Origin of the sequence: Streptomyces sp. NPDC017890 (assembly GCF_044328675.1) — a bacterium.
In the GTDB taxonomy this organism is placed as follows: Bacteria; Actinomycetota; Actinomycetes; order Streptomycetales; family Streptomycetaceae; genus Streptomyces.
In genome coordinates, this window is sequence record NZ_JBIRHU010000008.1 from 57812 (window position 1) to 79563 (window position 21752).

17 protein-coding genes and 1 pseudogene are annotated in these 21752 nt (G+C 73.2%); 6 read left to right on the forward strand and 12 right to left on the reverse strand.

What is annotated here, in order from left to right; genetic code table 11:
- Positions 1 to 33: 33 nt before the first annotated feature.
- Positions 34 to 1236 carry a lycopene cyclase family protein gene (locus tag ACH4F2_RS12375; protein ID WP_398132661.1) on the reverse strand — a complete coding sequence of 401 codons (1203 nt, stop codon included), beginning with the start codon at positions 1234 to 1236 and terminating at the stop codon, positions 34 to 36.
- A 403-nt stretch (positions 1237 to 1639) separates the two neighbouring features.
- On the opposite strand from ACH4F2_RS12375, the gene crtI reads away from it, so the two are divergent.
- From crtI to ACH4F2_RS12395, 4 genes are read left to right on the forward strand one after another with little or no spacing between them, the layout of a single operon-like run.
- Positions 1640 to 3157: a phytoene desaturase family protein gene (gene crtI / locus ACH4F2_RS12380; protein WP_398132662.1), complete on the forward strand. Its 1518-nt coding sequence runs from the start codon at positions 1640 to 1642 to the stop codon at positions 3155 to 3157.
- Positions 3154 to 4161 carry a phytoene/squalene synthase family protein gene (locus ACH4F2_RS12385; protein ID WP_398132663.1) on the forward strand — a complete coding sequence of 336 codons (1008 nt, stop codon included), beginning with the start codon at positions 3154 to 3156 and terminating at the stop codon, positions 4159 to 4161. The genes crtI and ACH4F2_RS12385 overlap by 4 nt, the downstream gene beginning before the upstream one ends.
- Positions 4161 to 5183 (forward strand): DUF5914 domain-containing protein, encoded by a 1023-nt coding sequence (locus ACH4F2_RS12390; RefSeq protein WP_398132856.1) that lies wholly within the window; start codon positions 4161 to 4163, stop codon positions 5181 to 5183. Before ACH4F2_RS12385 ends, ACH4F2_RS12390 begins: the two co-directional genes overlap by 1 nt.
- 14 nt (positions 5184 to 5197) lie before the next feature.
- Positions 5198 to 5689, forward strand: coding sequence for an MSMEG_6728 family protein (locus tag ACH4F2_RS12395; protein WP_398132664.1), 492 nt, complete (start codon positions 5198 to 5200; stop codon positions 5687 to 5689).
- Positions 5690 to 5691: 2 nt separating this feature from the next.
- On the opposite strand, the gene ACH4F2_RS12400 is transcribed toward ACH4F2_RS12395, so the two are convergent.
- Entirely contained in the window at positions 5692 to 6441 is a 750-nt protein-coding gene (locus ACH4F2_RS12400) for a hypothetical protein (protein WP_398132665.1), read from the reverse strand.
- A gap of 192 nt (positions 6442 to 6633) precedes the next feature.
- Between ACH4F2_RS12400 and ACH4F2_RS12405 the strand changes: the two are divergent.
- Positions 6634 to 7039 (forward strand): annotated as a pseudogene (locus ACH4F2_RS12405) (EamA family transporter); the annotation flags it as partial.
- On the opposite strand, the gene proP reads toward ACH4F2_RS12405, so the two are convergent.
- From proP to ACH4F2_RS12440, 7 genes are all read right to left on the reverse strand, one after another.
- Entirely contained in the window at positions 7003 to 8538 is a 1536-nt protein-coding gene (gene proP, locus ACH4F2_RS12410) for a glycine betaine/L-proline transporter ProP (protein WP_398132666.1), read from the reverse strand. The pseudogene ACH4F2_RS12405 and the gene proP sit on opposite strands and share 37 nt — an antisense overlap.
- Before the next feature lie 165 nt (positions 8539 to 8703).
- The gene (locus ACH4F2_RS12415) at positions 8704 to 10041 is read right to left on the reverse strand and encodes a lipase family protein (protein WP_398132667.1); all 1338 of its coding nucleotides are present in this window, start codon (positions 10039 to 10041) and stop codon (positions 8704 to 8706) included.
- Between the two features lie 228 nt (positions 10042 to 10269).
- Complete coding sequence (locus ACH4F2_RS12420; protein WP_398132668.1) at positions 10270 to 10863, reverse strand: exonuclease domain-containing protein; 594 nt, start codon at positions 10861 to 10863, stop codon at positions 10270 to 10272.
- A 56-nt stretch (positions 10864 to 10919) separates the two neighbouring features.
- The gene (locus ACH4F2_RS12425) at positions 10920 to 12989 is read right to left on the reverse strand and encodes an iron ABC transporter permease (RefSeq protein ID WP_398132669.1); all 2070 of its coding nucleotides are present in this window, start codon (positions 12987 to 12989) and stop codon (positions 10920 to 10922) included.
- Positions 12990 to 12996: 7 nt separating this feature from the next.
- Complete coding sequence (locus ACH4F2_RS12430) at positions 12997 to 13983, reverse strand: ABC transporter substrate-binding protein (protein ID WP_398132670.1); 987 nt, start codon at positions 13981 to 13983, stop codon at positions 12997 to 12999.
- The gene (locus ACH4F2_RS12435) at positions 13980 to 14840 is read right to left on the reverse strand and encodes an ABC transporter ATP-binding protein (RefSeq protein ID WP_398132671.1); all 861 of its coding nucleotides are present in this window, start codon (positions 14838 to 14840) and stop codon (positions 13980 to 13982) included. The genes ACH4F2_RS12430 and ACH4F2_RS12435 overlap by 4 nt, the downstream gene beginning before the upstream one ends.
- 194 nt (positions 14841 to 15034) lie before the next feature.
- Positions 15035 to 16216: a spore photoproduct lyase family protein gene (locus ACH4F2_RS12440; protein ID WP_398132672.1), complete on the reverse strand. Its 1182-nt coding sequence runs from the start codon at positions 16214 to 16216 to the stop codon at positions 15035 to 15037.
- A 167-nt stretch (positions 16217 to 16383) separates the two neighbouring features.
- Here ACH4F2_RS12440 and ACH4F2_RS12445 point away from each other — a divergent pair, with 167 nt between their 5' ends.
- A complete protein-coding gene (locus ACH4F2_RS12445) occupies positions 16384 to 16581 on the forward strand; it encodes a hypothetical protein (protein ID WP_398132673.1) in 198 nt (65 codons plus the stop codon).
- Between the two features lie 128 nt (positions 16582 to 16709).
- Here ACH4F2_RS12445 and ACH4F2_RS12450 read toward each other — a convergent pair whose 3' ends face one another.
- From ACH4F2_RS12450 to ACH4F2_RS12460, 3 genes are all read right to left on the reverse strand, one after another.
- Positions 16710 to 17351, reverse strand: coding sequence for a sugar O-acetyltransferase (locus tag ACH4F2_RS12450; protein WP_398132674.1), 642 nt, complete (start codon positions 17349 to 17351; stop codon positions 16710 to 16712).
- 94 nt (positions 17352 to 17445) lie between these two features.
- Complete coding sequence (locus ACH4F2_RS12455) at positions 17446 to 19494, reverse strand: glycoside hydrolase (protein WP_398132675.1); 2049 nt, start codon at positions 19492 to 19494, stop codon at positions 17446 to 17448.
- A gap of 161 nt (positions 19495 to 19655) precedes the next feature.
- On the reverse strand, positions 19656 to 21701 hold the full coding sequence (locus tag ACH4F2_RS12460; RefSeq protein ID WP_398132676.1) for a beta-galactosidase: 2046 nt from the start codon (positions 21699 to 21701) through the stop codon (positions 19656 to 19658).
- Positions 21702 to 21752: the final 51 nt, after the last annotated feature.

A 21752-nucleotide genomic window follows, 5' to 3' on the forward strand; every position in this document is an offset into this window, starting at 1 on the left:
GTGGCTCCTGCTGGTGGCGCTCACCGGTGGTTCTCAACGGACGGAGATGTGGCGACGCGGTACCCACGGCAGCTCCGCCGCCGTACGCAGCATCGGCAGGACCGGAGTGCGTACTCCGACCGCGAGGTCCTCGTACAGCCGGGACCGGCCGTCGAGGAAGCGCAGCAGCCGCCCGGCGGGTACGCGGTCGAACAGCCGGAAGAAGAGGTCGGGGCCGTCCACCCGGCCGGTGCCCAGCGCGCGCAGCAGCACCGCGTCCATCCATCGGGCCCGCGCCGGGTGCGGGGGCGGCGGCACCGGGCGGCGGCCCGCGCGCACGGCGCGGGCGATGGCGTCGGACTGCCGCTGCACGGCGGCGAACGTGTAACCGGTGGAGGCGCGCGTGGCCCCGCCCGCGGCGCCGATCCGGAAAACGGCAGCGGAGCCCTGGGCCCGCCGCTCGAAGACGGCGTCGGTCATCGGAATCACCCCCTGCTCCGTCGACAGGATCTCCGTGGTGCCGGTGCGCAGGACGCGGCGCGTGTAGTCCTCCAGGGCGCTGTCGTACGCGCCGGACGTCAGCGGTGCCGGCCCGAACTCGGTGTACTCGACCAGCGCGGTGTGCCGGCCGGTCGGCAGGACGTAGCCGAAGGACAGGCCGCGTGCCGGCTGAACGGTGCGGAAGTCCATCAGGTCGACCACTCCAGGGTCGAAGACCGGCCGCCGGGTGCGGACGAACCAGCCGCGGAAGTGCTGGAGGAGGCGGGTGCGCGCCGGCGGCAGGCGGTCCGGCGGGCGGGAGTCGAAGACCCAGCGGGCGCGCAGCCCGGCCCGGGTCCCGGTCGCGTCCGTGGCCGGCACGCACACCGTCCCGTCGGGCAGGGTGGTCACCGTGCCGACGGTGGCCTCCAGACGCCGCAGTCCGGGCCGGTCCTTCAGGTCGCGGTCCACCAGCGCCTCGAAGTCGTCCGAGCGGATCATCTTGTAGCGCGCGGGCGCGATGTGCCGCAGGACGACCGCCCCGTCCCGGCCGCGCACCCGCAGCCACTCCCACGACGCCGTCGTCGCCGGGTCGAAGCGGCCGGGGCCCGACTCCCAGAAGCACCAGGTGCGGCGCGGTGCCCGCAGCGGACCGGGCGGCGGATCGATCAGGACCACGGAGGGCGCCGCGCGACGCGGCGCGTCCGCCGGGAGCCGGTGCGCCAGGGAGAGACCTGCCGCCCCGGCACCGACGACGACGATGTCCGCGTCGACCACGGTTACCTCCTTCCGCCTGAACGGCGGCCCGGCTTCCGGCGGAGTATTCCGCCCCGCGCCCTGCGCGGACGCACGGCGCGCTGGACGGCCCGGGGCGGGTACCCGCCCGGCTCGGTCGGTACCCGCCGGGCGGGTGACTGCCGGGCGTGAACGCGCCCGGGCGGCGTCGTAGCGGACGCGACGGGGGAAGGCATGACGCCGAGTCACCCCACCGGCGGCCCACGTCCGGCGCCGGACGGTGCGTCCGCGGCGCGCCGCCCGCCCGAAGGGGCGGCAGCAGCCGACGCACCCGGCACGGCTCACCGCCGCGGCCGACGACGAGAGGACCCGGGATGCCCCACGGAACGTCCGACGACGGGCGGGAACAGCCGCGGCACCGCCCGCCCACGGGCGAGGCCGCGCGATGACCCGGACGGTGACCGGCCGCACCGACCACGTGGTGGTCGTCGGGGCGGGGCTCGCGGGCCTGTCGGCCGCACTGCACCTGCTGGGCTCCGGACGGCGGGTGACGGTCGTGGAACGCGACCCGCTGCCCGGCGGCCGTGCCGGGCGGCGCGAGCTCGGCGGCTACCGCCTCGACACGGGCCCGACCGTCCTGACGATGCCCCACCTGGCCGACGAGGCGTTCGCCGCCGTCGGCGACCGGCTGGCCGACCGCGTGGAACTCCTCCCCCTGCACCCCGCCTACCGGGCGTGCTTCGCCGACGGCGGCACCCTCGACGTCCACACCGACGCGGACGCGATGGAGGCGGAGGTCGAACGGTTCGCCGGGGCGCGGGAGGCGGCCGGGTACCGGCGGCTGCGCGCCTGGCTGCGGCAGCTGTACGCCGTGCAGATGCGCCGGTTCATCGACACCAACTTCGACTCGCCGCTCGGCCTGCTCACCGCCGACCTGGCCCGGCTCGCCGCCCTCGGCGGCTTCGGCCGGCTGGACGCGCGCATCGGACGGTTCCTGACGGACGAACGGCTGAAGCGGGTCTTCTCCTTCCAGGCCCTGTACGCCGGAGTCGCACCGGCCCGGGCGCTGGCCGCCTACGCCGTCATCGCCTACATGGACACCGTGGCCGGCGTGTACTTCCCGCGCGGCGGCATGCACGCCCTGCCCCGCGCCATGGCGGACGCCGCCGCCGACGCCGGGGCCGACCTGCGCCTCGGCCAGGACGTCACCGCCCTGGAACGCTCCGGCGACCGCGTCACCGCCGTCGTCACGACCCACGACCGCATCCCCTGCGACGCCGTCGTCCTCACCCCCGACCTGCCCGCCGTCCACCGGCTGCTGGGCCGCCGCCCGCGCCGCCCGCTCGCACTGCGGCACGCGCCGTCCGCCGTCGTCCTGCACGCCGGCACCACCCGCACCTGGCCGCACCTCGCCCACCACACGCTCTCCTTCGGCGCCGCCTGGCACCGGACCTTCGACGAACTGACCAGGACCGGCACCCTCATGACCGACCCCTCCCTGCTGATCACCCGGCCCACCGCCGGCGACCCCTCCCTGGCCCCCGAGGGCCGCCACCTCCACTACGTCCTCGCGCCCTGCCCCAACACCGACATCGGGCCGGGCGCCCGGGACTGGACCGACCTCGCTCCCCGCTACCGCGACCGCCTGCTCGCCACCCTGGAACGCCGGGGACTGACCGGCATCGCCGCCGCCATCGAGGAGGAGTGCCTGGTGACGCCCGCCGACTGGACCGGCCAGGGGCATGCCGCGGGCACACCCTTCTCCGTCGCCCACACCTTCGCCCAGACGGGGCCCTTCCGCCCCCGCAACCTGGTACGCGGCACGGACAACGCGGTCCTCGCGGGCTGCGGGACCACCCCGGGGGTCGGCGTGCCGACCGTGCTGATCTCCGGGAAGCTGGCCGCCGCCCGCATCACCGGAACACCGGCACGCGCCACGGCGGCGAGGGGCGGCCGACGATGACCCACCGCGAACTGGACGCCGCGAACATCACCGACCCGGCCCTGCGCGCCGCCTACACCCACTGCCGGCTCCTCAACGCACGCCACGGCCGCACCTACTTCCTGGCGACCCGTCTCCTGCCCGCCGACCGCAGACCCGCCGTGCACGCCCTGTACGGCTTCGCGCGGTGGGCGGACGACATCGTCGACGACATGGGGGCGAAGGCGACGACCGCCGAGCGGGCGGCCACCCTCGCCCGCCTCGAGGAGCAACTGCGGCAGGCGCTGTCCGGTGCGCGGCCCGCCGCCGAACCCGTGGTGCTCGCCCTGGCCGACACCGCCGCCCGGTACGCCATCGAACCGGCGCACTTCACCGACTTCATGGCCTCGATGCACAGCGACCTCACGGTCACCGACTACGCCACCTACGACGACCTGCGTGCCTACATGCACGGCTCGGCCGCCGTCATCGGCCTGCAGATGCTGCCCGTGCTCGGCACCGTGACCTCCCGCGCCCGGGCCGCGCCGCACGCCGCCGCGCTCGGCGTCGCCTTCCAGCTGACCAACTTCCTGCGGGACGTCGGCGAGGACCTGGACCGGGGCCGGATCTACCTCCCGGCGGACCTGCTGGCCGCCCACGGCGTCCAGCGGGACCTGCTGCTGTGGAGCAGACGCACCGGCCGCCACGATCCCCGTGTCACCGCCGCGCTGCGAGCCGCCGAGGACCTCACCCGCGCCGTCTACCGCGAGGCCGCACCCGGACTCGCCATGCTGGACCCGGTCGCGCGGCCCTGTGTCCGCACCGCGTTCATCCTCTACCGGCACATCCTCGACGCCATCGCGGACGACGGGTACGCGGTACTGCACCGGCGCGCCGTGGTGCGCCGCCGCCGGCGCGCGGCCGTCGCGGCCGACGGGCTCTCACGGGTGCTCGCCGCCCGGCTGGGGGCGCGCGGCGCGGCAGCCCGCACAACCCCGCCGCTGCCGGGCCGGCACGACGCCTGCTCCGCGAAGGAGGCCGGATGATGAGTCCGAACCCCCGCCCGCGCCGGGGCCGCTACCCCCTGCGGCTGCGTCGCCGCCCCGTCCCCTGGCAGCGACAGCGGCCTACCTGGCGCGAGGCCCGGCCCGCCGTCATCGCCGGAGCCCTGGAACGCGCCCGGGCCCGCCCCTCGGGCAACTGGTACGTCCTCGGCGCGAGCACCGACGTACGTCCCACCCGCCCGCTGTCCGGCACGGTCGCCGGCATCGAGGTGGTCGTCTGGCGCGACGCGCACGGGCGGCTGGTGGGCGGACCCGGCGCGTGCCCCCACCTCGGCGCCCCGCTGGCCGACAGCCCGGTGCGGTGCGGCACCCTCGTGTGCCACTGGCACGGACTCGCCCTGGACGGCGCCTCGTTCGCCGGCTGGGAACCCCTGCCGGTCCACGACGACGGCGTACTGGTGTGGGTGCGGCTGGACGCGGTGGGTCAGGAGCCCCCGTCCCCGGCGCCCGCCGTACCCGCCAGGCCACCGCGGAAGACGGCCCTGACGTCCGTCTGGCGCGGGGTCGGGGTCTGCGAGCCCGAGGACGTCGTCGCCAACCGGCTCGACCCGTGGCACGGCGCCTGGTTCCACCCGTACTCCTTCGTGGACCTCACCGTGGTCGAGGCGCCCGACGGGACGCCGGACGCCGACGAGGACGACGACCGCTTCCTCGTGGACGTCTCCTTCCGGCTCACCGGCCGGCTCGTCGTGCCCGTACGGGCCGAGTTCACCGCACCGGAGCCCCGCACCGTCGTCATGCGCATCACTGACGGCGAGGGCACCGGCTCCGTCGTGGAGAGCCATGCCACACCGCTCGGGCCGGACGAGAGCGGCCGGCCGCGGACAGCGGTCGTCGAGGCCGTGCTGGCCACCTCGGACCGGCCCGGGTTCCCCGTGGCCCGCCGCCTGGCACCGGCCCTGCGCCCGCTGATGCGCGCCGCCGCCGGCCGTCTGTGGCGCGACGACCTCGCCTACGCCGAACGCCGCAGCCACCTGCGCCACCAGGGCCGGTTCCCCGGCTGACCGGAGAGGACAGCATGCAGACCTTCCTGCCCCATCCCGGCTTCCGGGAGTCGGCACTGGCCCTGGACCGCCGCCGGCTGGGCAAACAGCGGGTCGAGGCGCTCCAGGTGCTGCGCGGTCTGACCGTGCCCGGCTACGGCTGGCGCCGGCACCCGGCGGTACGGATGTGGACGGGCTACGAGGAGGCACTCGTCCGGTACGGCCTGGAGATCTGCCGGGTCTGGCGCGAGCAGGGCCACCAGGACAGCTGCGCCGCCTCACTCGTCGCCGGACTCGCCGTGAGCCGCCCGCACGAGCCGGTGCGGGATCAGCCGGAGCTGGCGGCCGCCGGGGAACTGCCGCCCTGGCTCGGTGACGACGCCTTCCACCGCAGCCATCGGTCGGCGCTGGTGCGCAAGGAGCCCGAGGTGTACGCCGAACTGTTTCCCGGGGTCCCGGACGACCTGCCCTATGTGTGGCCGGCCTCGGACCGGGAGCGCGGGGATGGGGGGAGCGGCGCCCGGTAGGGTCAGGCCCGCTGCTCGCCGGCCAGTTCCTTCATGTCGACGGTCTGGTCGGCCGACGGCTGTTCGGGGCTCACCGGCTTGTTGTAGTCACCGAAGGTGACGCTGCCCGGGTTCTTGCCGCCCTCCGTCGTGGTCTTCAGGATGTACGGCTCGCCCTCCGTGGCGACGTACAGCGCGAGGGTCTCGCCCGCCGAGCCCTTCTTCGTGAGCTTGATCGCCTCCTCGCCGTCCACCTCGGTGGTGTCGCCGCGCTTCATGCCCTGGCGTTCGGACTTGTCCTCGTCCATGGCGGCGATGAAGCCCTGCTTGTCGCAGACACCGGTGGTCGTGGCGTCGTTCGCCGGCATCTTCACCCACTTGCCCCGCAGCTTCGGCAGCATCTCCCGCGCCGCGTCCGGCTGCTGCTTCAGGGCGCTGCGCCAGTACTGCTCGTCACCGCGCAGGTACAGCGTCGCGTCGGTGTGCCGCACCTCCGCCTCGGTCTCGCCGGTGCCGATGGTGCCCTGACAGTTCTTCTCCTGGTCGACGGAGACGTCGATGGTGACGGTGGTGCCGTCCTCCAGACGGTTGTCGCCCTTCACGTGCATGGACTTGGCCTGCCGGGTGGCCTCGACCGCCTTCGCGGCGATGTCGTCGGCGCTCTGCCCGTCGAACGGCTTGCTCTCGCCGCCCGAATCGCCGCCGCAGCCGGCCAGTAGGGCGACGGAGACGCTCGCGGTCGCCACAGCGGTCGCCACTTTGATGGTGCGCACTGGAAGTTCCTTCCCATGTCCGTCCATGACCGTCAAATCCCTTGCTTCACCGATGTGTTGGCATCGGGACGTACCGACTACCCCGGATTCCCGCGACATGCACGTGATGGAGGATCCGTGGCGTCCGTGTGACCGCCGTCGCCGTGGACCGGTCCCCGATGACGCCCGTGAATCGGACCCCGTGAGGAGCCGCCGTGCTTTGTCGTGCTGTACGGGGCGCTGTTCGTGGCCGTCGGTGCCTTCACGGTCCGGGGCTGGGGGCGCACCGACGGCGCGGGCATCGCCTTCTCAGACCGGTGCGCTGCTGTGGCAGGCGGCGGTGGTCACCGTCGTCGGGTTCGTGTGCCGGTACATGGGCATGCAGCGGATCGGCGCCGAGCGAGCCACTCTGTTCTCCGGTCCGATCCCGGTCGCCGCCGCCTGCACCGCGCCGCTCGTCGGCACGGGATCCTACGGCGCCGCGCAGGCCGTGGGCAGCGCCCTGGTCTGCGCCGGGGTGGCCGTGGGATCGGGCGTCGCGTCGCTGCGGTTCGCGCGCCGGGGCCGTGCCCCGGGGGCACGTCAGCGGGCCTCGGAGCGCTCCTTGGAGAACCGGTAGAGGTCCTTCGAGGTGGTGATGAGCTCCCGCTGCTCCTGCCGGGAGCCGACCATGGGCTGCGAGCCGTTCAGCGGCACCTGGGCGCTCTCCGGCAGGAACTTCACGGTCACCAGGCCGATGACACCGGCCACCATCAGGTAGTAGGCGGGCATCAGGTCGTTGCCGGTGACACTCACCAGCGCCTCGGTGAGCAGCGGTGTGGTGCCGCCGAAGGCCGCCACGGCGAAGTTGAAGCCGATGCCCATGGCCGCGTAGCGCACGGCGGTGGGGAACAGTGCCGGCAGGGTGGCGGCGCTCGGCGCGGCGAAGCAGGCCAGCAGGGTGGCGAGGAGGAGGACCCCGGCGACCGGTGCCCAGGTGCCCTCCGCCTTCAGCAGGAGGAAGGCCGGCACGGCGAGGACGATCATCGCGACGGCGCCGACGGCGTACAGCGGGCGGCGGCCGACGTGGTCGCTGAGCCGGCCGAGGAAGGTGATCAGCAGCACGATCCACACCATCCCGATCAGCACCAGCACGTCGGCGAAGCCGCTGGAGCGGCCCAGGGTCTCCGTCTGGTACGTGGGCAGATAGCCGGTGACCATGTAGTTGGTGACGTTGTAGAGCAGCACCAGGCCCATGCAGATCAGCAGCTTGCGCCAGTGCTTCTGGATGATGGTCTTGAACTCGCTGCCCGCCGACTCCTGGGCGAGGCTCTTCTCGTGCTCGTCGAGCTGCTGCTGGAAGGCGGGGGACTCCTCCAGCTTGAGCCGCATGTACAGGCCGATGAGGCCCAGCGGACCGGCGATCAGGAACGGGACGCGCCAGCCCCAGTCGAGCATCTGGCCGTCGGTCAGCATCAGGTTCAGGACGGTGACCAGCGCGGAGCCGAGCGCGTAGCCGACGAAGGTGCCGAAGTCGAGCCAGCTGGAGAGGAAGCCGCGCCGCCGGTCGGGCGAGTACTCGGCGACGAAGGTGGTGGCGCCGCCGTACTCGCCGCCGGTGGAGAAGCCCTGGAGCATGCGGGCGAGCAGCAGCAGGACCGGGGCGGCGATGCCGATGCTGGCGTAGCTCGGGATGAGGCCGATGGAGAAGGTGCCGACCGCCATCAGGATCATGGTGGTGGCGAGTACCTTCTGCCGGCCGAGGCGGTCCCCGAGCGGGCCGAAGAAGAGGCCGCCGAGCGGGCGTACGACGAAGGCCGCGGCGAAGGTGGCGAAGGAGGAGATGACCTGGGCGGTCGGGGAGGCGCCGGGGAAGAACACCTTGCCGATGGTGGCTGCCAGGTAGCTGTAGACGCCGAAGTCGAACCACTCCATGCAGTTGCCGAGCGCCGAGGCCCCGACCGCGCGCTTGAGCAGCGGTCCCTCGACGACCTGGACGTCGTCCTCGTGGAAGGCGCGCTTGTTGCGGCGAAGGCGGCGGGTCAGTTCCTCGCGCACCTGCCGCGGCAGGCGCGCGACCGTACCCGGCATCTTCACCCGGCTCAGGGGCCCGGGCCCGCCGTCAGGCTTCGCGTTCATCACGCTGCTGCCTTTCTGTTGCCTCACCACGTTCGCCTGAGTGAATTCTGTGCCGCAATGATCGTCCGGCGCATGCCGGGGGCTGCTGCCCGGGTTCACGTGGGTCGCGTGCGAGGGGCCCCGGCGGACGTCCGCCGGGGCCCCTGTGTCCGTGTCCGGTACGGCTCAGGGCTGTCCGGGCATGCTCCAGCAGTTGGAGCCGGCCGGTTTGCCGGAGAGGCGGTCGGTGAGCCAGGAGATGGCCTTGCCCTGATCGGCGAGCAGCGGAGCGAAGTGGTTGAGCAGGCCACTGCCGGCACCCGGCAGCACGACCGGGTCGTAGGTGACCTTCGCGCCCTTGCGGCACCAGTCGACGGCCAGCCGGCGGGACTGCTCGTGGGGGACCAGGTCGTCGCTGACGCCCGTGGCCACGCGGACCGGGCTGTCCGGCTTCAGCGAGCCGATCCGCTGCTCGGCCAGGAAGGCCTGCAGCGCGGGCTCGGCGCGGATGATGTCGCCGAGCGACTGCCCGGTCCGCGTCCAGGCCGTGCTGCTGTCGCCTCCGTATCCGAAGAGCGCGTCCCCGACGCACATGGTCGACAGGTCCTTCAGGGCCTCCTCGCCCGCCGCGTTGATGTACCGGTCGGTGATGGGTTCGAGGGCCGGCTCGGTCTGCAGGAAGCCGTTGAGCGACCAGCCCAGCGCGCCCGCCAGGTCACCGCCGTCGATCGCCTCGGTCACCTCGGTCAGGTCGGCGGGCGGAGCGCCCGCGTAGGTGCCCGCCAGTTCGACGTCCGGGGCGTAGGACGGCTGGAGCTCGGCCGCGGCTGCCGTCGCCCCGCCGCCCTGGCTGTATCCGAAGAGGCCGACCCGTGAGCCGGGGGTGACCGACGCCGAGTCGAGGGAGCGTGCGGCGCGTACGGCGTCCAGTACGGCGTGGGCTCCGTCGACCCGGTTGACGTAGGTGTGCAGCCGGTCGGTGGCACCCAGGCCCACGTAGTCGGTGACGACGACCGCGACGCCGCGCAGCAGCAGCCGGTAGACCGACAGGTCCTCGTAACCCACCGACACCGTCTCGCCGTTGAGTATCAGCGGGTGCTCCAGGGCCATCGAGGCGGCGCACTGGTCGCCCTGGCCCATGGTGCCGGGGGCGAGGGCGACCAGGGGCCGCGGTCCGTCTCCGCGCCACTTCGCGGCCGGCTCGATGTATGCGCCGGTCACGGCGACCGGTTCGCCGTTCGCGTCGGTGGACTTGTACATCAGCCGGGTCGCCCGCCCCGGAAGGGGCCCGCCGAGGCTGGGCAGGCTCAGCGCGAGGCGCAGCGGCTCGGTGCGGATCAGCGCGCCGTCGGCGCCGGGCAGCGTGGCCGGCGGGGTGTAGAAGGCGGGTATCTCGACGCCGCGGGACACCTCCGTGGTGGAACCGGTGGCCGAGCCGTCGGCCGCGGCGGCCGGGACGGCCTGCGCTCCGAGGGCGAGCGCGACGGTGACGGCCGCGGCGAGCGTGCGTGGGTGTGGGGGCATGGCGAACCTCCTGGGGAAGGGCCGGAATCGTCGTCCGCGGTCCGGTGGGGTCAGGGCCGTGGTCGCGCTGCTCCTGTGGGGTTACGGGACCGTAACCGGACCAGAGTTACCGCGGGTAGCGTCATGCTCATTACGGTTCAGTAACTTGACGCGCCGTCTAACAAGGAGCAGGCCGAGAATCAGGGCTTACCCGATGTGCCATGGGTGATCGTCAGGGCTGCCGCTCCGTCAGGCGGCGGGCCAGACGCCGCGGTCCGCCAGCTGGAGCACCAGGGCCGCGATGTTCCAGGCGTCGTCCACACCCCGGTGGTGCCGCCCCTGCAGCGGCAGCCCGGCGAGTTCGAGCGCCCGCGCCATGCCGGGCCTCCTGCGCAGCCCGTGGGCCTCGGCGAAGACCGCCTTGGCGTTGGTGTGCGTACGCTCGGCCGGACGGCCGAAGGGGTACGCCACGCGGTCCGCCGCGCACTGGCGGACGAACTGGTGCCGGTCGTAGTCGCCCCAGCTCGCCCAGGGCCGGACTCCGGCGCCGTGCTCGCGCACGAGCGTGTCGCAGGCCTCGGCGAAACTCACGCCGGTGCCGGCCTCGGCCTGGGTGATGCCCGTCAGTTCGGTGCAGAACGCGCCGACCCGGGAGCGGGCGGGCCGCACCAGGAAGCGGTGCCGGCCCACCCGCTCCCGGGCGGCGAGGTCGACCACGGCGAGCCCGATTTCGATGATCTCGCTCACCGCACCGGGCGGGGGCCGCCCCTCCCAGCAGGTGGCCTCCAGGTCGATGACGTTCAGCAGGCCGTCGTGGCCCCCGTCCGCGGCGTGCCGGTCCATCCGGACACCGTACGAGGGCGCACGATCACCGTCACCCGGTTTTCGGCCCGGTGTGCCTATCGGCGGCTCCGTACCAGCAGATACAGGAAGTACGGCGTACCGATGACCGCCGTCATCAGCCCCGCGCCGAGCTGGGCCGGGGCGATCACCGTGCGGCCGATCAGGTCGGCCGTGCACACGAGCGTGGCACCGAGGAGGATCGCGACCGGCACGACCCGCACGTGCCGCCGACCCACGAGGGCGCGGGCCGCGTGCGGGGCGACGAGCCCCACGAAGGCGATGGTGCCCGCACAGGCCACGGCCGCCGAGCTGAGTACGACGCTCAGCACCAGGAACCCGAGGCGTCCCCGAGCCACGCGCAGGCCGAGCAGCCGCGGGGTGTCCTCGTCCAGCGAGACCAGGTCCAGCTCGGTGCGCCGGGCGACCGCCACACCGATCCCGACGGCCAGCGCCACCACGACCGGCACGACGTCCGGCATGGTCCGCCCGTAGGTGGAACCCGACAGCCAGGTCAGCGCCTTCGTCGCGTTGAACGGGTCGGTGAGCACGATCAGCAGGCTGATCAGCGCCGTCGTCGCGGAGGCGACACCGATGCCGACCAGCACCAGCCGGTTCTGCTGGAAACCGCCCCGGGCGGCGAGTCCGAAGACGAGCACCGCGGTGACCGCGGAGCCCGCGAAGGCCGCCCCGGCGATCCCCCACGTTCCGGCGGCCGGCACGGTGGTCACCAGCAGTACGGCGCCCAGCGCGCCACCGCCGGAGACGCCCAGGACGGCGGGCTCCGCGAGCGGGTTGCGGGTCACGGCCTGCACCAGCGTGCCGGACAGGGCGAGCGCCGCGCCCGCGCAGAGCGCGGCGAGCACCCGGGGCACCCGCGTGTCCAGGACGAAGGAGACGGTCCGTCCGGCCCGCCCCTGCGCCCAGTTGACGACGTCGCCGAGCAGCAGCTTGCTGTCGCCCACCAGCACGGCGGCGATCACGAGGCCGACCAGGACGGCGACCAGGACCGTCACGGTGACCAGGAACACGGTCCGGCTCGGGATGCGCAGCCGGTCCGGCGCGCCGGCTTTGGCCGTGTCCTTCAGCCGCAGCGCCATCACGACCAGGAACACGGCGCCGACGAGGCTGGTGACGACACCCGTGGGCACGGCGACCGAGAGGTCGTCGGCGACGAATGTCCGCAGCAGCACGTCCGAAGCCAGGACGAGGGCAGCGCCGGTGAGCGCGGCCGCCGGCATGGAGGCACGGGATCGGGCGAAGCCGCGGAAGCGGCGGGCCAGCGGGCGGACGAGGGCGGGCGCGCACAGGCCGACGAAGCCGATCGGCCCGGCGAGCGTGACCGCGGCGGCGGACAGCAGCGCCGCCAGGACGACGACCGTGACCCGGGTGGCCCGGACCGGGACGCCCAGCCCGCGCGCGGCGTCGTCACCGAGCGCGAGGGCGTCCACCCGGCGGGCCGTCATCAGCAGCCCGGCCAGCCCGACGACGGCGACGGGCAGCATCTGCAGGACGCCGTCGAAGCCGTTCTGGGCGATGCTGCCCTGGTTCCACTGGTAGAGGCCGTCGGTCTGCTCGGGGAAGAGCAGGAGCAGCCCCTCCGTCATGGAGTTCAGACCCAGCATCAGCGCGGTGCCGGCGAGCACCAGCCGTACGGTGCCCGTGCCCAGGCCGGACAGACCCAGCACGACGGCCGCCGCCGCCAGACCGCCGGCGAAGGCGATGCCGGAGGAGGCGATCATGGGCAGGGAGACGCCGGTGACGCCGGCCAGGCCGAGCGCCAGGTAGGAACCCGCGTTCACGGCCAGGGTGTCGGGAGAGGCGAGCACATTGCGGCTGACCGCCTGGAGCGCCGCGCCGGCCATGCCCAGCGCGGCGCCGACCAGGAGGCCGGCGGTCATCCGGGGCAGCCGGGACGCGATCACGACCGACGCGTCGTCGGCGTCCGCCTGTCCGGTCAGGGCTTTGAGGACCTCGGCCGGTCCGACGGCGGCGGTGCCCTGAGCGATGTCGACGACGGCGAGGACGGCGACCAGCAGGACGAGCCCTGCCGTCACCGCGGCCGCGCCCGACCGGGACGTGGGTGCCGTCGACGGACGGGCAGCGGGTTCGGTTGCGGTGACGGCCATGACCCCGCTACTTCGTCAGCGCGCCGACGACGGAGTCGATGTACGCCTCCATCGACGCCGGGCCACCGAACATCCAGATGCCGTCGTTCAGCCGGTGCACGTCGCCGGCCTTCACGAACGGCAGGGACTTCCACACCGAGTTCTTGGCCAGCGCACCGGTGAACGGGGTGGCGTTCGGGTCCTCGTCGTTGCCGATGTAGGCGAACTGGACGCCCTCGGGCAGCGTGGTCAGGCCCTCGACGTCGGTGGAGCCGAGACCGTAGGCCTCGTCGCCCTTCACCTTCCAGGCGTTCTTCAGACCGATCGCCTCGTTGACCTCACCGATGAGCGAGGTCGCGGTGTAGGGGCGGACCGAGACCTGGTTGGAGGTCACGTAGCCGTCGGCGAAGGCGATCTCCTTGCCGGCCGCCCCCGCGTCGGTCAGGGCCTTCTTGCCCTCGGCGATCTTCGCCTCGAAGCCGTCGCGGACCGTCTTCGCCTTGTCCGTGGTGCCGGTCGCCTTGGCGATGAGGTCGACGTTGTCGAGCATCTGCCCGATCTGGTCGGTGCCGTCGGCGGACTTCACCTCCAGCACCGGGGCGACCTCCCGCAGCTGCTTCACGGCGGCGGGCGGCAGGTCCGTGGTGGCGACGATGAGGTCGGGGGAGAGGGACGCGACGGTGTCCATGCTCGGCTCGCCGCGCGTGCCGATGTCCTTGGGGTCGTTCTTCAGCGAGACCGACGCGTTCCACGTCTTGAAGCCCTTGACGTCCGCGACGCCGACCGGGTCGACACCCAGCGAGACGAGGCTCTCGACGACGTTCCACTCGGTGGCGACGACCTTGGTGGCCGGGCCGTCGAGCTTCACCTCGGTGCCCTTGCCGTCCGTGAGGGTGATGGCTTCCGAGGCCGCCTTCTTCTCGGACTTGTCGGCGGCGGGCTCGGTGGTGCCGCAGGCGGCAAGGGTGAGCGCCGCGGCGGTGGTGGCGGCCGCGGTGAGCAGGAGGCGTCTCATGAGGTGGTGCCGAGCCTTTCGGTTCGTATGTGGTGGCGGCCGATCGGGCGGGTGCGCAGCCGGCCGGTCAGGGGGTCGGTGTCGACGTCGATCCGGATGCCGTAGACGGCACTCAGGCGTTCCGGCGTCAGCACGTCCTCGGGCAGGCCGTCGGCGACGATCCGGCCCGCTTCGAGAAGCGTGATCCGGTCGGCGACGGCCGCCGCCTGGTCGAGGTCGTGCAGGACGACCCCGACGGCGATCCCGTGGTCGTCCGCCAGGTCGCGGATGAGGTCGAGGAGTTCTACCTGGTAGCGGAGGTCGAGATAGGTGGTCGGTTCGTCCAGCAGCAGTACGCCGGTTTCCTGCGCGAGGCAGCTCGCGAGCCACACCCGCTGCAACTGCCCGCCGGACAGGTGGTCGGCGCCGCGGTCGGCGAGGGAGTCGACGCCGGTGAGCGCGAGCGCCCGGTCGACGGCGGCCGGGCCGTCCGGATCCGGCCGCCCCCAGCGGCCCCGGTACGGATAGCGGCCGAACTCGACGACGTCCCGCACGGTCAGCCCGCCGGGCGTCGGGCGTGCCTGCGTCAGCAGGGCGACGTACCGCGAGAAGTCACGGGACGTCAGCGCCAGGCCGTCGGTGTCCCCGTCGATCCTGAGCGTGGCGCTGCGGGCACGCTGCAGCCGGGCGACGGTCCGCAGCAGCGTCGACTTCCCGCTGCCGTTCGGACCCACCAGGACGGTCACTTCACCGGGCCTGAGCCTGACCGCCGCGTCGTGCACGACATCGACACCGTCGTACGACACGGTCACACCCGTCGCCGACAGCTCATGACCGCGCAGGCGCGGCATACCGGCTGCGTCTTCACCGAATCTCACGTGCCGAAGGTTAGCCTAACCTAAAAACCCCTGGTAGAGACGGGGGTCACACGGTGTCGGGGGTCATCGTCCCGTCTTGTGCGAGCCGGAGCGGCCGGTATTCTCAAGTCACCTTCCACGACTGGGGTTTCCACTGCCCCGCCCGGTTCGGTGACCACGGGCGGTGACGACGGATCCCGTCGGTCTCCAGCCCCTCAGAAGGCGTACCGGACACGCAGCCAAGGTGCGTGGGAGGCGACGAGCACACGGAGCCGCTCGACCGCCGCGGCCTTGGCACCGTCGCGGTAGCGCACGTTGAGCGCGCCGTTCTCCGAGCGTTTGGCCTGCTGGAGCTCCGGCCGCCACAGCACCTCCTCGGCGCGCGGATGCCAGCCCAGGTTGACCTCGTGCAGCTCCCGGTTGTGCGTCAGCATGATCACTTCGGCGGCGGCCTGCCGCTTGACCCGTTCCGGCAGGACGTCGTCGAGGTGCCGCAGCAACTCCGTCCAGGCCTCCTCCCAGCCCGGCCGCACCACCACGGGGGAGAGGTTGAAGTGGACCTCGTACCCGGCGTCCAGGAAGTCGCCGGCCGCGGCGATGCGCTCGGCGACCGGGGAGGTGCGTACGTCCAGCAGCCGGGAGTCGTCCGGGGGCATCACGGAGAAGCGGATCCGGGTCCGGCCGCGCGGGTCGAGGGCGAGCAGGTCGGGGTTGACGAACTTGGTGGCGAAGGACGCCTTGGCCGTCGGCCACTGGCGGAAGGCGTGCACCAGGTCCGCGGTGTTGTCGCAGATCAGGGCGTCCACCGAACAGTCGCCGTTCTCGCCGACGTCGTAGACCCAGGCGTCGGGGTCGCACTGGTTGGGCTCGGGCTTGGGCCCCAGCCGGGCGATGTGCCGGCCGAGGTGGGCGATGATCCGGTCGATGTTGGTGAAGACGGTGACCGGGTTGGCGTACCCCTTGCGGCGTGGCACGTAGCAGTAGGCGCAGGCCATCGCGCAGCCGTTGGAGGCGCCGGGGGCGATCCAGTCCGCGGACCGGCCGTTGGGGCGGGTGGCCAGCGTCTTCCGCTCGCCCAGGACGAGTGTCTCGCCCTTGACCCGCACCCAGCGCTCGACGTTGCCCTCGTTGCCGTGCAGGCCGGGGATGCGCCAGTGGGAGTCCACCTCGATGACGCGGGCCTCGGGGAACCGGGCGATCACCTGCCGGCCGCGCGGCGAGGTGGCCGCCGCCGGCTCGGCGTGGATCTCCCGTACCGGGAGCAGACGGCGGGCCGCGGCGGAGTCCCGGAAGAGCGGCCCGGCGGCGGGCGCGGCGGCCGGCGGACCGGGCACCAGGGCGTCGAGGCCGAACAGGGTGCCGGAGCCGTCGTCCGGTGCGGGGGACGGATCGTGCATGAGGGCTCCGGTGCGAGGGTGGGGGGCGGACCGGCCCCGGCCTCCTGTGCCGCGGACGGTCCCGTCCCTCCACTGTACGAAGCGCGCGGTGCCTTCCGCCGTGTCACGCACCCCGTCGGGGGCATACGCGTGACACGGCACCGGCCCGGTGCCCCCGATCCGAAGGGATGTACACCGTGCTCGCCATCATCGCGGCGGTCCTGTTCCTCATCGCCTGGCTGATCAACGCGGCGGAGGTCTCGACCAACGACATCTTCACCTCCACCAACGTCATGCTCATCGGCCTCGCCCTGCTGGCCCTGCACGTCGCCGGCGTCGGCGGCGGCATCGGCGGCGGCCGGACGACGCGCGGACGCCGCCGCTGAGCCACTGCCGGGTGCCCCTCCCGGTCAGGGGACGGGCGCCACGCCCGCGTGGACACCGCTCTCCTCCGGCATGGCCGGCTCCTGCTCCGCGCCGTACCGTTCGGTGGCCGTGACCAGGCCGGGCGGTATCAGTCCGCACCCCGGCGCAGGGTGCGGGGCGGCCGGTAGGTCCACTCCCGGTCGGCGTCGGTGATCTCGCGTACGACGCGCGCCGGAGTCCCGGCGACGACCACCATGGGCGGCACGTGCGCCGTCACCACACTGCCCGCGCCGACCACCGAGCCCCGGCCGACGGTGACCCCCGGCATGATCAGCGCACCGGCCCCGATCCACACGTCGTCCTCGATGCGCACCGGCGCCGAGAACTGCGTACCGTCCCTGCGCAGGTCCGGGTGGACGGGGTGTCCGGTGGTGCTGATGGTCACGTGGGGGGCGAACATCACCCGGTCCCCGACGAAGACCTCGACGTCGTCGACGAGGGTGAGGCCGAAGTTGACGTACACGTCGTCGCCCAGGTGCACACGGTTGCCGTAGGCCACGTGCAGCGGCGGCTCGATCCACACACCCGTGCCCAGCGAGGCGAGCATCTCCTTCAGTATCATCCGGCGGCCCTCCTCGTCCCGGGCACCGGTCCGGTTGTAGGCGTCGGCCAGCTCCTTGCCCCGCAGCCGCTCCTCCGCCAGGCCCTCCAGGCCCGGCGCGCCGTCCGAGTAGAGCTCCTGCGCCGCCATCCTGCGGCGGACCTCGGTCTCGCGCGGGTCGATCGTCATGTGGCCTCCTTCAGCCATCGCGTGCGTGTGTGGGCGGCCCCGTCCGCACCGCCCGGGAAACGGTGCGGACGGGGCCGTGGGTGTCGTGAGGGTGTCAGCCGGTGCCCGTGGCGGACACGTCCGTCACCGTCCAGCGCTGGTTGGCGCCGGAGTTGGGCGCCCACGTCGTGACGGCCGCACCCTGGTGCGTGGCCTGGCCTCCGACCTCGAGCAGGCGCCCGGTGGCCGCGTTGACCAGCGTCCAGGTGCCGTCACCGGTGGTCGACATGATCCACTCGGCGGCCCGGTCGCGCTTGCCGGTGTCGGGTTCGGCCACCGGGACGTCGTCGCGCACGGCCAGCCGCGTGCCGGCCTCTGGGTCGGTGAAGACATAACGGTCGCGGACGCCGCTGTCGTGGCGCACCGCGCTGAGCCGCCACCGCTGGGCGCTCGTGCCGTCCCCGGCGCCGAGGACCAGGTTCGTGCCGCCCGCCGCCACGGTGACGGCCTTGCCGCTCTGCACGCCGGTCAGCGTGTAGGTGTGCCCCTTGCGCAGCGGGGCGGTGTCCTTCGCGACGCCGGAGACGCCCTTGATCTCGAAGGAGGTCACGGACTCGGCGGGCACGGTGAAGGTGGCCGTGCGGTCGCTCACCCTGATCGGGGCCCGCTGTTCGAGCTTGCCGTCGACGCTGGTCACCACAGGAGTGACGGTGGCCCCGCGGCGCACGTCGGCGAACTTCGACAGGTCGACGGTGACCGTGCGGGGCGCGGGGGTGCGGTTGACGTGGACGAGCGAGGCGCCCTTGCCGTCGCGGGTGACGGCGGCGGCGCTGGAGGTGTCGTCCGTCCTGATCAGCCGGTCGCCGGGCTGGATGAAGCGGGTGAAGTTGCGGGCGGTGTCGAACTTGGTGTTGGTCCGGATCGGGCAGGTTTCGAGGGTGTCCTCGGCGGTGCAGTCGAACGGGAGCTGGATGCTGCCCCAGTTGCCGCCCTCGGCGGACTCACCGCCGGGCCTCATGTTGTCGTAGTCCTCGACGGGCTGCCAGAACACCCAGGCGCGGGGCTCCAGTTCCCGCAGGTCGTCGACGATCTGCTGGGCGAGGCCGAGGCCGGGCCGCATGTCCTCGAAGTCCTGGCCGTCGCCCCAGTCACCGCCGACCTCGCTCATCCACAACGGCTTGTCCGCGGCCTTGGACAGGTCCCGCACGGTGGTGCGCTGCCCGGTGCCGTAGGTGTGGACGTTCATCTGGTCGACGAGGTCGCGGTCGGCCTGGGAGTAGGCGCTCCAGTTCTTCGCGAAGGTACCGGGATTGGTCTCGTCCATCGCCGAGATGTCCGCCTTGACCTTCGCCTTCTTCAGCGCGGGGTCCAGGGCCCGCAGGACCTCGCGCTGAAGCTCGGGGCCCATGTGGGCCCCTTCCTGCCGGCCGCCGACGGGCTCGCCGTCCGCGCCCAGCCGCGTGCCCCAGTAGGGGGTGTTGGGCTCGTTGAACGGGTCGACGGTGTCGACCTCGATGCCCTCGGCCTTCTCCAGCCGTTTCGTCGCACCGGCCAGGTAGGCGGCGAAGTCGTCGACCGACTCGGACTTGAGCTGGTCGGCGCTGGAGTCGAAGCCGCCGGACACGTAGCCGCTGACGGTCATGAACCAGGGCGGGGAGTTGCTGAACGTCTCCCAGTGGTCGATGTCGTCCTTGATGCGCTCGACCCACCAGCGCTGCGTGGCGTCGGCGTCCTCGTTCCAGTCGGCCGGGTCGTCGGCGCTCCACCAGTCGGTGTCCTCGCGGGTGGTGCCCGCGGGGGCCTTCCACCAGCCCTCGACCGCGCCGCCGGCGCGCAGGTAGTCCTTGACGTCCGGCGCGTTGCCGCCGCCGATGTTGTAGCGGGCGATGTTCAGCCCCAGGCCGTCGTCGCCGAAGAGGAGCCGGGCCAGCTTCTCGCGGATCTCGGGCGGGTAGTCACCGGTGGCGTTGGCGAACCAGACCAGGCTGGTGCCCCATCCCTCGAACTCCTCCTGCTGGTACGACGGGTCCGGCCGCACCGTGACGGAGGAGGCGGCCGTGGCCGGTTCGGCCCGGGCGGGAACGCTGGTCAGGGCGGCCCCGGTGGCCAGGGCGGTCAGGGCGGCGGCCCCGAGGAGGCGTCTGCTGCGGGTACGGCGTGCCATCGTGTGCTCCCAACTGGAAGGTGTGGTCGCTGCGGTGGTGGTGGCTCCCCCGGCCCCGAGCAGGCAGGGGGGAGCGGCCCCGGAGCGGGTGCGTGCCGCTCCGGGGGGTCGTGGTCGGCGCGGTGGTGACCTCGGACGGTCCGGGCGGCGCCGGTGTGCGCTCAGCCGGTGGGCGTGCGCAGGACGGCGACGCCCCGGGGTGCGAGGACGACGGCGCCGTCGGCGCAGGTGCTGCCCACCAGGGCCTGACCGGTGACGCCCGGGACGGTCACCTCCTCGTCGGTCCGGTTGACCAGGAACAGGAACCGGCCGCCGGGGCCGCGGCGCACGGTGGCCTCGACCGATCCCCGGACCTCGGCGGGCAGTTCACTCACCACACCGGCCGGCTCCAGCAGCCGCGGCAGCAGCGAGGTGAGCCCGTCGGCGCCGAGCCGGGTGGAGACGTAGGCGGCCGAACCCTTGCCCGTCGGACGCCGGGTGACGGCCGGGCGGCCCGCGTACGTACCGGTGCGGTAGTGGGACAGGACCTCCGTACCGGGCGCGGTGACGGTGACGTGGTCGGTCCACAGCCCGCCGGTGCTCGCGTCGTCCAGCTCCACCGTCTGCCCGGCGGGCAGCGGACCGAACTCCTCGACACGGATGCCGAGCAGGTCCCGCAGGGCGCCCGGGTAGCCGCCGAGCCAGACGTGGTCGTTCTCGTCGACGACACCGGAGAAGTACGTGGTGACCAGGTGCCCGCCCTGCTCGGCGTACCGGGTGAGGTCCTTGGCGAGCTCGGCCGTGACCAGGTGCAGCACGGGCGCGATCAGCACCCGGTGGCGGCTCAGGTCGGCGCCGGTGGCGACGACGTCGGCGCGGACGCCGAGGGAGAGGAGCGCGGAGTACCAGTCGAGGGCCTCCTGGTGGTAGTCGAGCAGCGAGGTGGGGTGCGAGTCCTGCTCGCTCGCCCACCACGACTCCCAGTCGAAGAGGATGCCGACCTCGGCGGGCTCCCGCTCGCTGCCGGCCACCGGCGCCAGTGTCTTCAGGGTGTCGCCGAGCGCGGTGACCGCGCGGAACAGGTCGCTGTCCGCGCCGGCGTGCGGGACCATCGCCGAGTGGTACTTCTCGGCGCCCGCCGCCGACTGGCGCCACTGGAAGAAGCAGACCGCGTCGGCGCCGTGCGCCACGTGCGTCAGCGAGTCCCGGGCCAGTTCGCCCGGCCGCTTGGCCAGGTTGACGGGCTGCCAGTTGACGGCGCTGGTGGAGTGCTCCATCAGGAACCAGGGCCGGCCGCCCGCGATGCCGCTGGTGAGGTTCGCGGAGAACGACAGCTCGTCGCGGGCCTGGGGCTTCGGCACGACGTAGTGGTCGTTGGCGACGAAGTCGACCTCGCCCGCCCAGTCCGCGTAGTTCATGCCCTTGGTACCGGGCATCACCATGAAGTTGGTGGTGACGGGGATGCCGGGCGTGACCTCCCGCAGGACCGCCCGCTCCGCGAGCAGGTGGTCCTTGAGCGCGTGAGACGAGAACCGCTTGAAGTCCAGCTGCTGGGTCGGGTTCGGGTGGGAGGCGGCCAGCCGCGGCGGCAGGATCTGCTCCCAGTCGCTGTAGCGCTGCGACCAGAAGGCCGTGCCCCAGGCGTGGTTGAGGGCGTCCAGCGTGGTGTACCGGGCGCGCAGCCAGTCGCGGAAGGCGCGGGCCGCGTCGTCGGAGTAGTCGTACACGTTGTGGCAGCCCAGCTCGTTGTTGACGTGCCAGGCGACCAGGGCCGGGTGGTCGGCGTAGCGGGTCGCCAGCCGGCGGACCAGGCGCAGGGCGTGCTCGCGGAAGACGGGCGAGGTCGGGCGCCAGTGCTGGCGCGCGCCCGGCGACAGCGTCTCGCCCCGGTCGGTGACCGGGAGGATCTCCGGGTGCGCGGTGGTCAGCCAGGGCGGCGGGGAGGCGGTGGCGGTGGCCAGGTCGACGCCGACGCCGTTCTCGTACAGCAGGTCCATGACCTCGTCGAGCCAGGCGAAGTCCCAGACGTCGGGGCCCGGCTGGAGGCGGGCCCAGGAGAAGATGGCCAGCGACACGATGTTGACGCCGGCCTCGCGCATCAGGCGTACATCCTCCTCCCACACCTCCCGGGGCCACTGCTCGGGGTTGTAGTCGGCGCCGAAGGCGAGACGGGGCGCGGAGGCATCGTCCGTCCCGCTGTGCAGGCGGGACAGGAGAGTGGAGATCATGGCGGTCCTTCCGGTGGGGTGCGTGCGGTGCCGGGCGGCGGTGCGTGAGTC

Excerpts from the sequence above, each read along its gene's own strand:
- crtI (WP_398132662.1), top strand. The coding sequence starts at position 1,640 with ATGACCCGGACGGTGACCGGCCGCACCGACCACGTGGTGGTCGTCGGG.
- ACH4F2_RS12385 (WP_398132663.1), top strand. The coding sequence starts at position 3,154 with ATGACCCACCGCGAACTGGACGCCGCGAACATCACCGACCCGGCCCTG.
- ACH4F2_RS12390 (WP_398132856.1), top strand. The coding sequence starts at position 4,161 with ATGAGTCCGAACCCCCGCCCGCGCCGGGGCCGCTACCCCCTGCGGCTG.
- ACH4F2_RS12395 (WP_398132664.1), top strand. The coding sequence starts at position 5,198 with ATGCAGACCTTCCTGCCCCATCCCGGCTTCCGGGAGTCGGCACTGGCC.
- proP (WP_398132666.1), bottom strand. The coding sequence starts at position 8,538 with ATGAACGCGAAGCCTGACGGCGGGCCCGGGCCCCTGAGCCGGGTGAAG.
- ACH4F2_RS12415 (WP_398132667.1), bottom strand. The coding sequence starts at position 10,041 with ATGCCCCCACACCCACGCACGCTCGCCGCGGCCGTCACCGTCGCGCTC.
- ACH4F2_RS12420 (WP_398132668.1), bottom strand. The coding sequence starts at position 10,863 with ATGGACCGGCACGCCGCGGACGGGGGCCACGACGGCCTGCTGAACGTC.
- ACH4F2_RS12425 (WP_398132669.1), bottom strand. The coding sequence starts at position 12,989 with ATGGCCGTCACCGCAACCGAACCCGCTGCCCGTCCGTCGACGGCACCC.
- ACH4F2_RS12430 (WP_398132670.1), bottom strand. The coding sequence starts at position 13,983 with ATGAGACGCCTCCTGCTCACCGCGGCCGCCACCACCGCCGCGGCGCTC.
- ACH4F2_RS12440 (WP_398132672.1), bottom strand. The coding sequence starts at position 16,216 with ATGCACGATCCGTCCCCCGCACCGGACGACGGCTCCGGCACCCTGTTC.
- ACH4F2_RS12445 (WP_398132673.1), top strand. The coding sequence starts at position 16,384 with ATGTACACCGTGCTCGCCATCATCGCGGCGGTCCTGTTCCTCATCGCC.
- ACH4F2_RS12450 (WP_398132674.1), bottom strand. The coding sequence starts at position 17,351 with ATGACGATCGACCCGCGCGAGACCGAGGTCCGCCGCAGGATGGCGGCG.
- ACH4F2_RS12455 (WP_398132675.1), bottom strand. The coding sequence starts at position 19,494 with ATGGCACGCCGTACCCGCAGCAGACGCCTCCTCGGGGCCGCCGCCCTG.
- ACH4F2_RS12460 (WP_398132676.1), bottom strand. The coding sequence starts at position 21,701 with ATGATCTCCACTCTCCTGTCCCGCCTGCACAGCGGGACGGACGATGCC.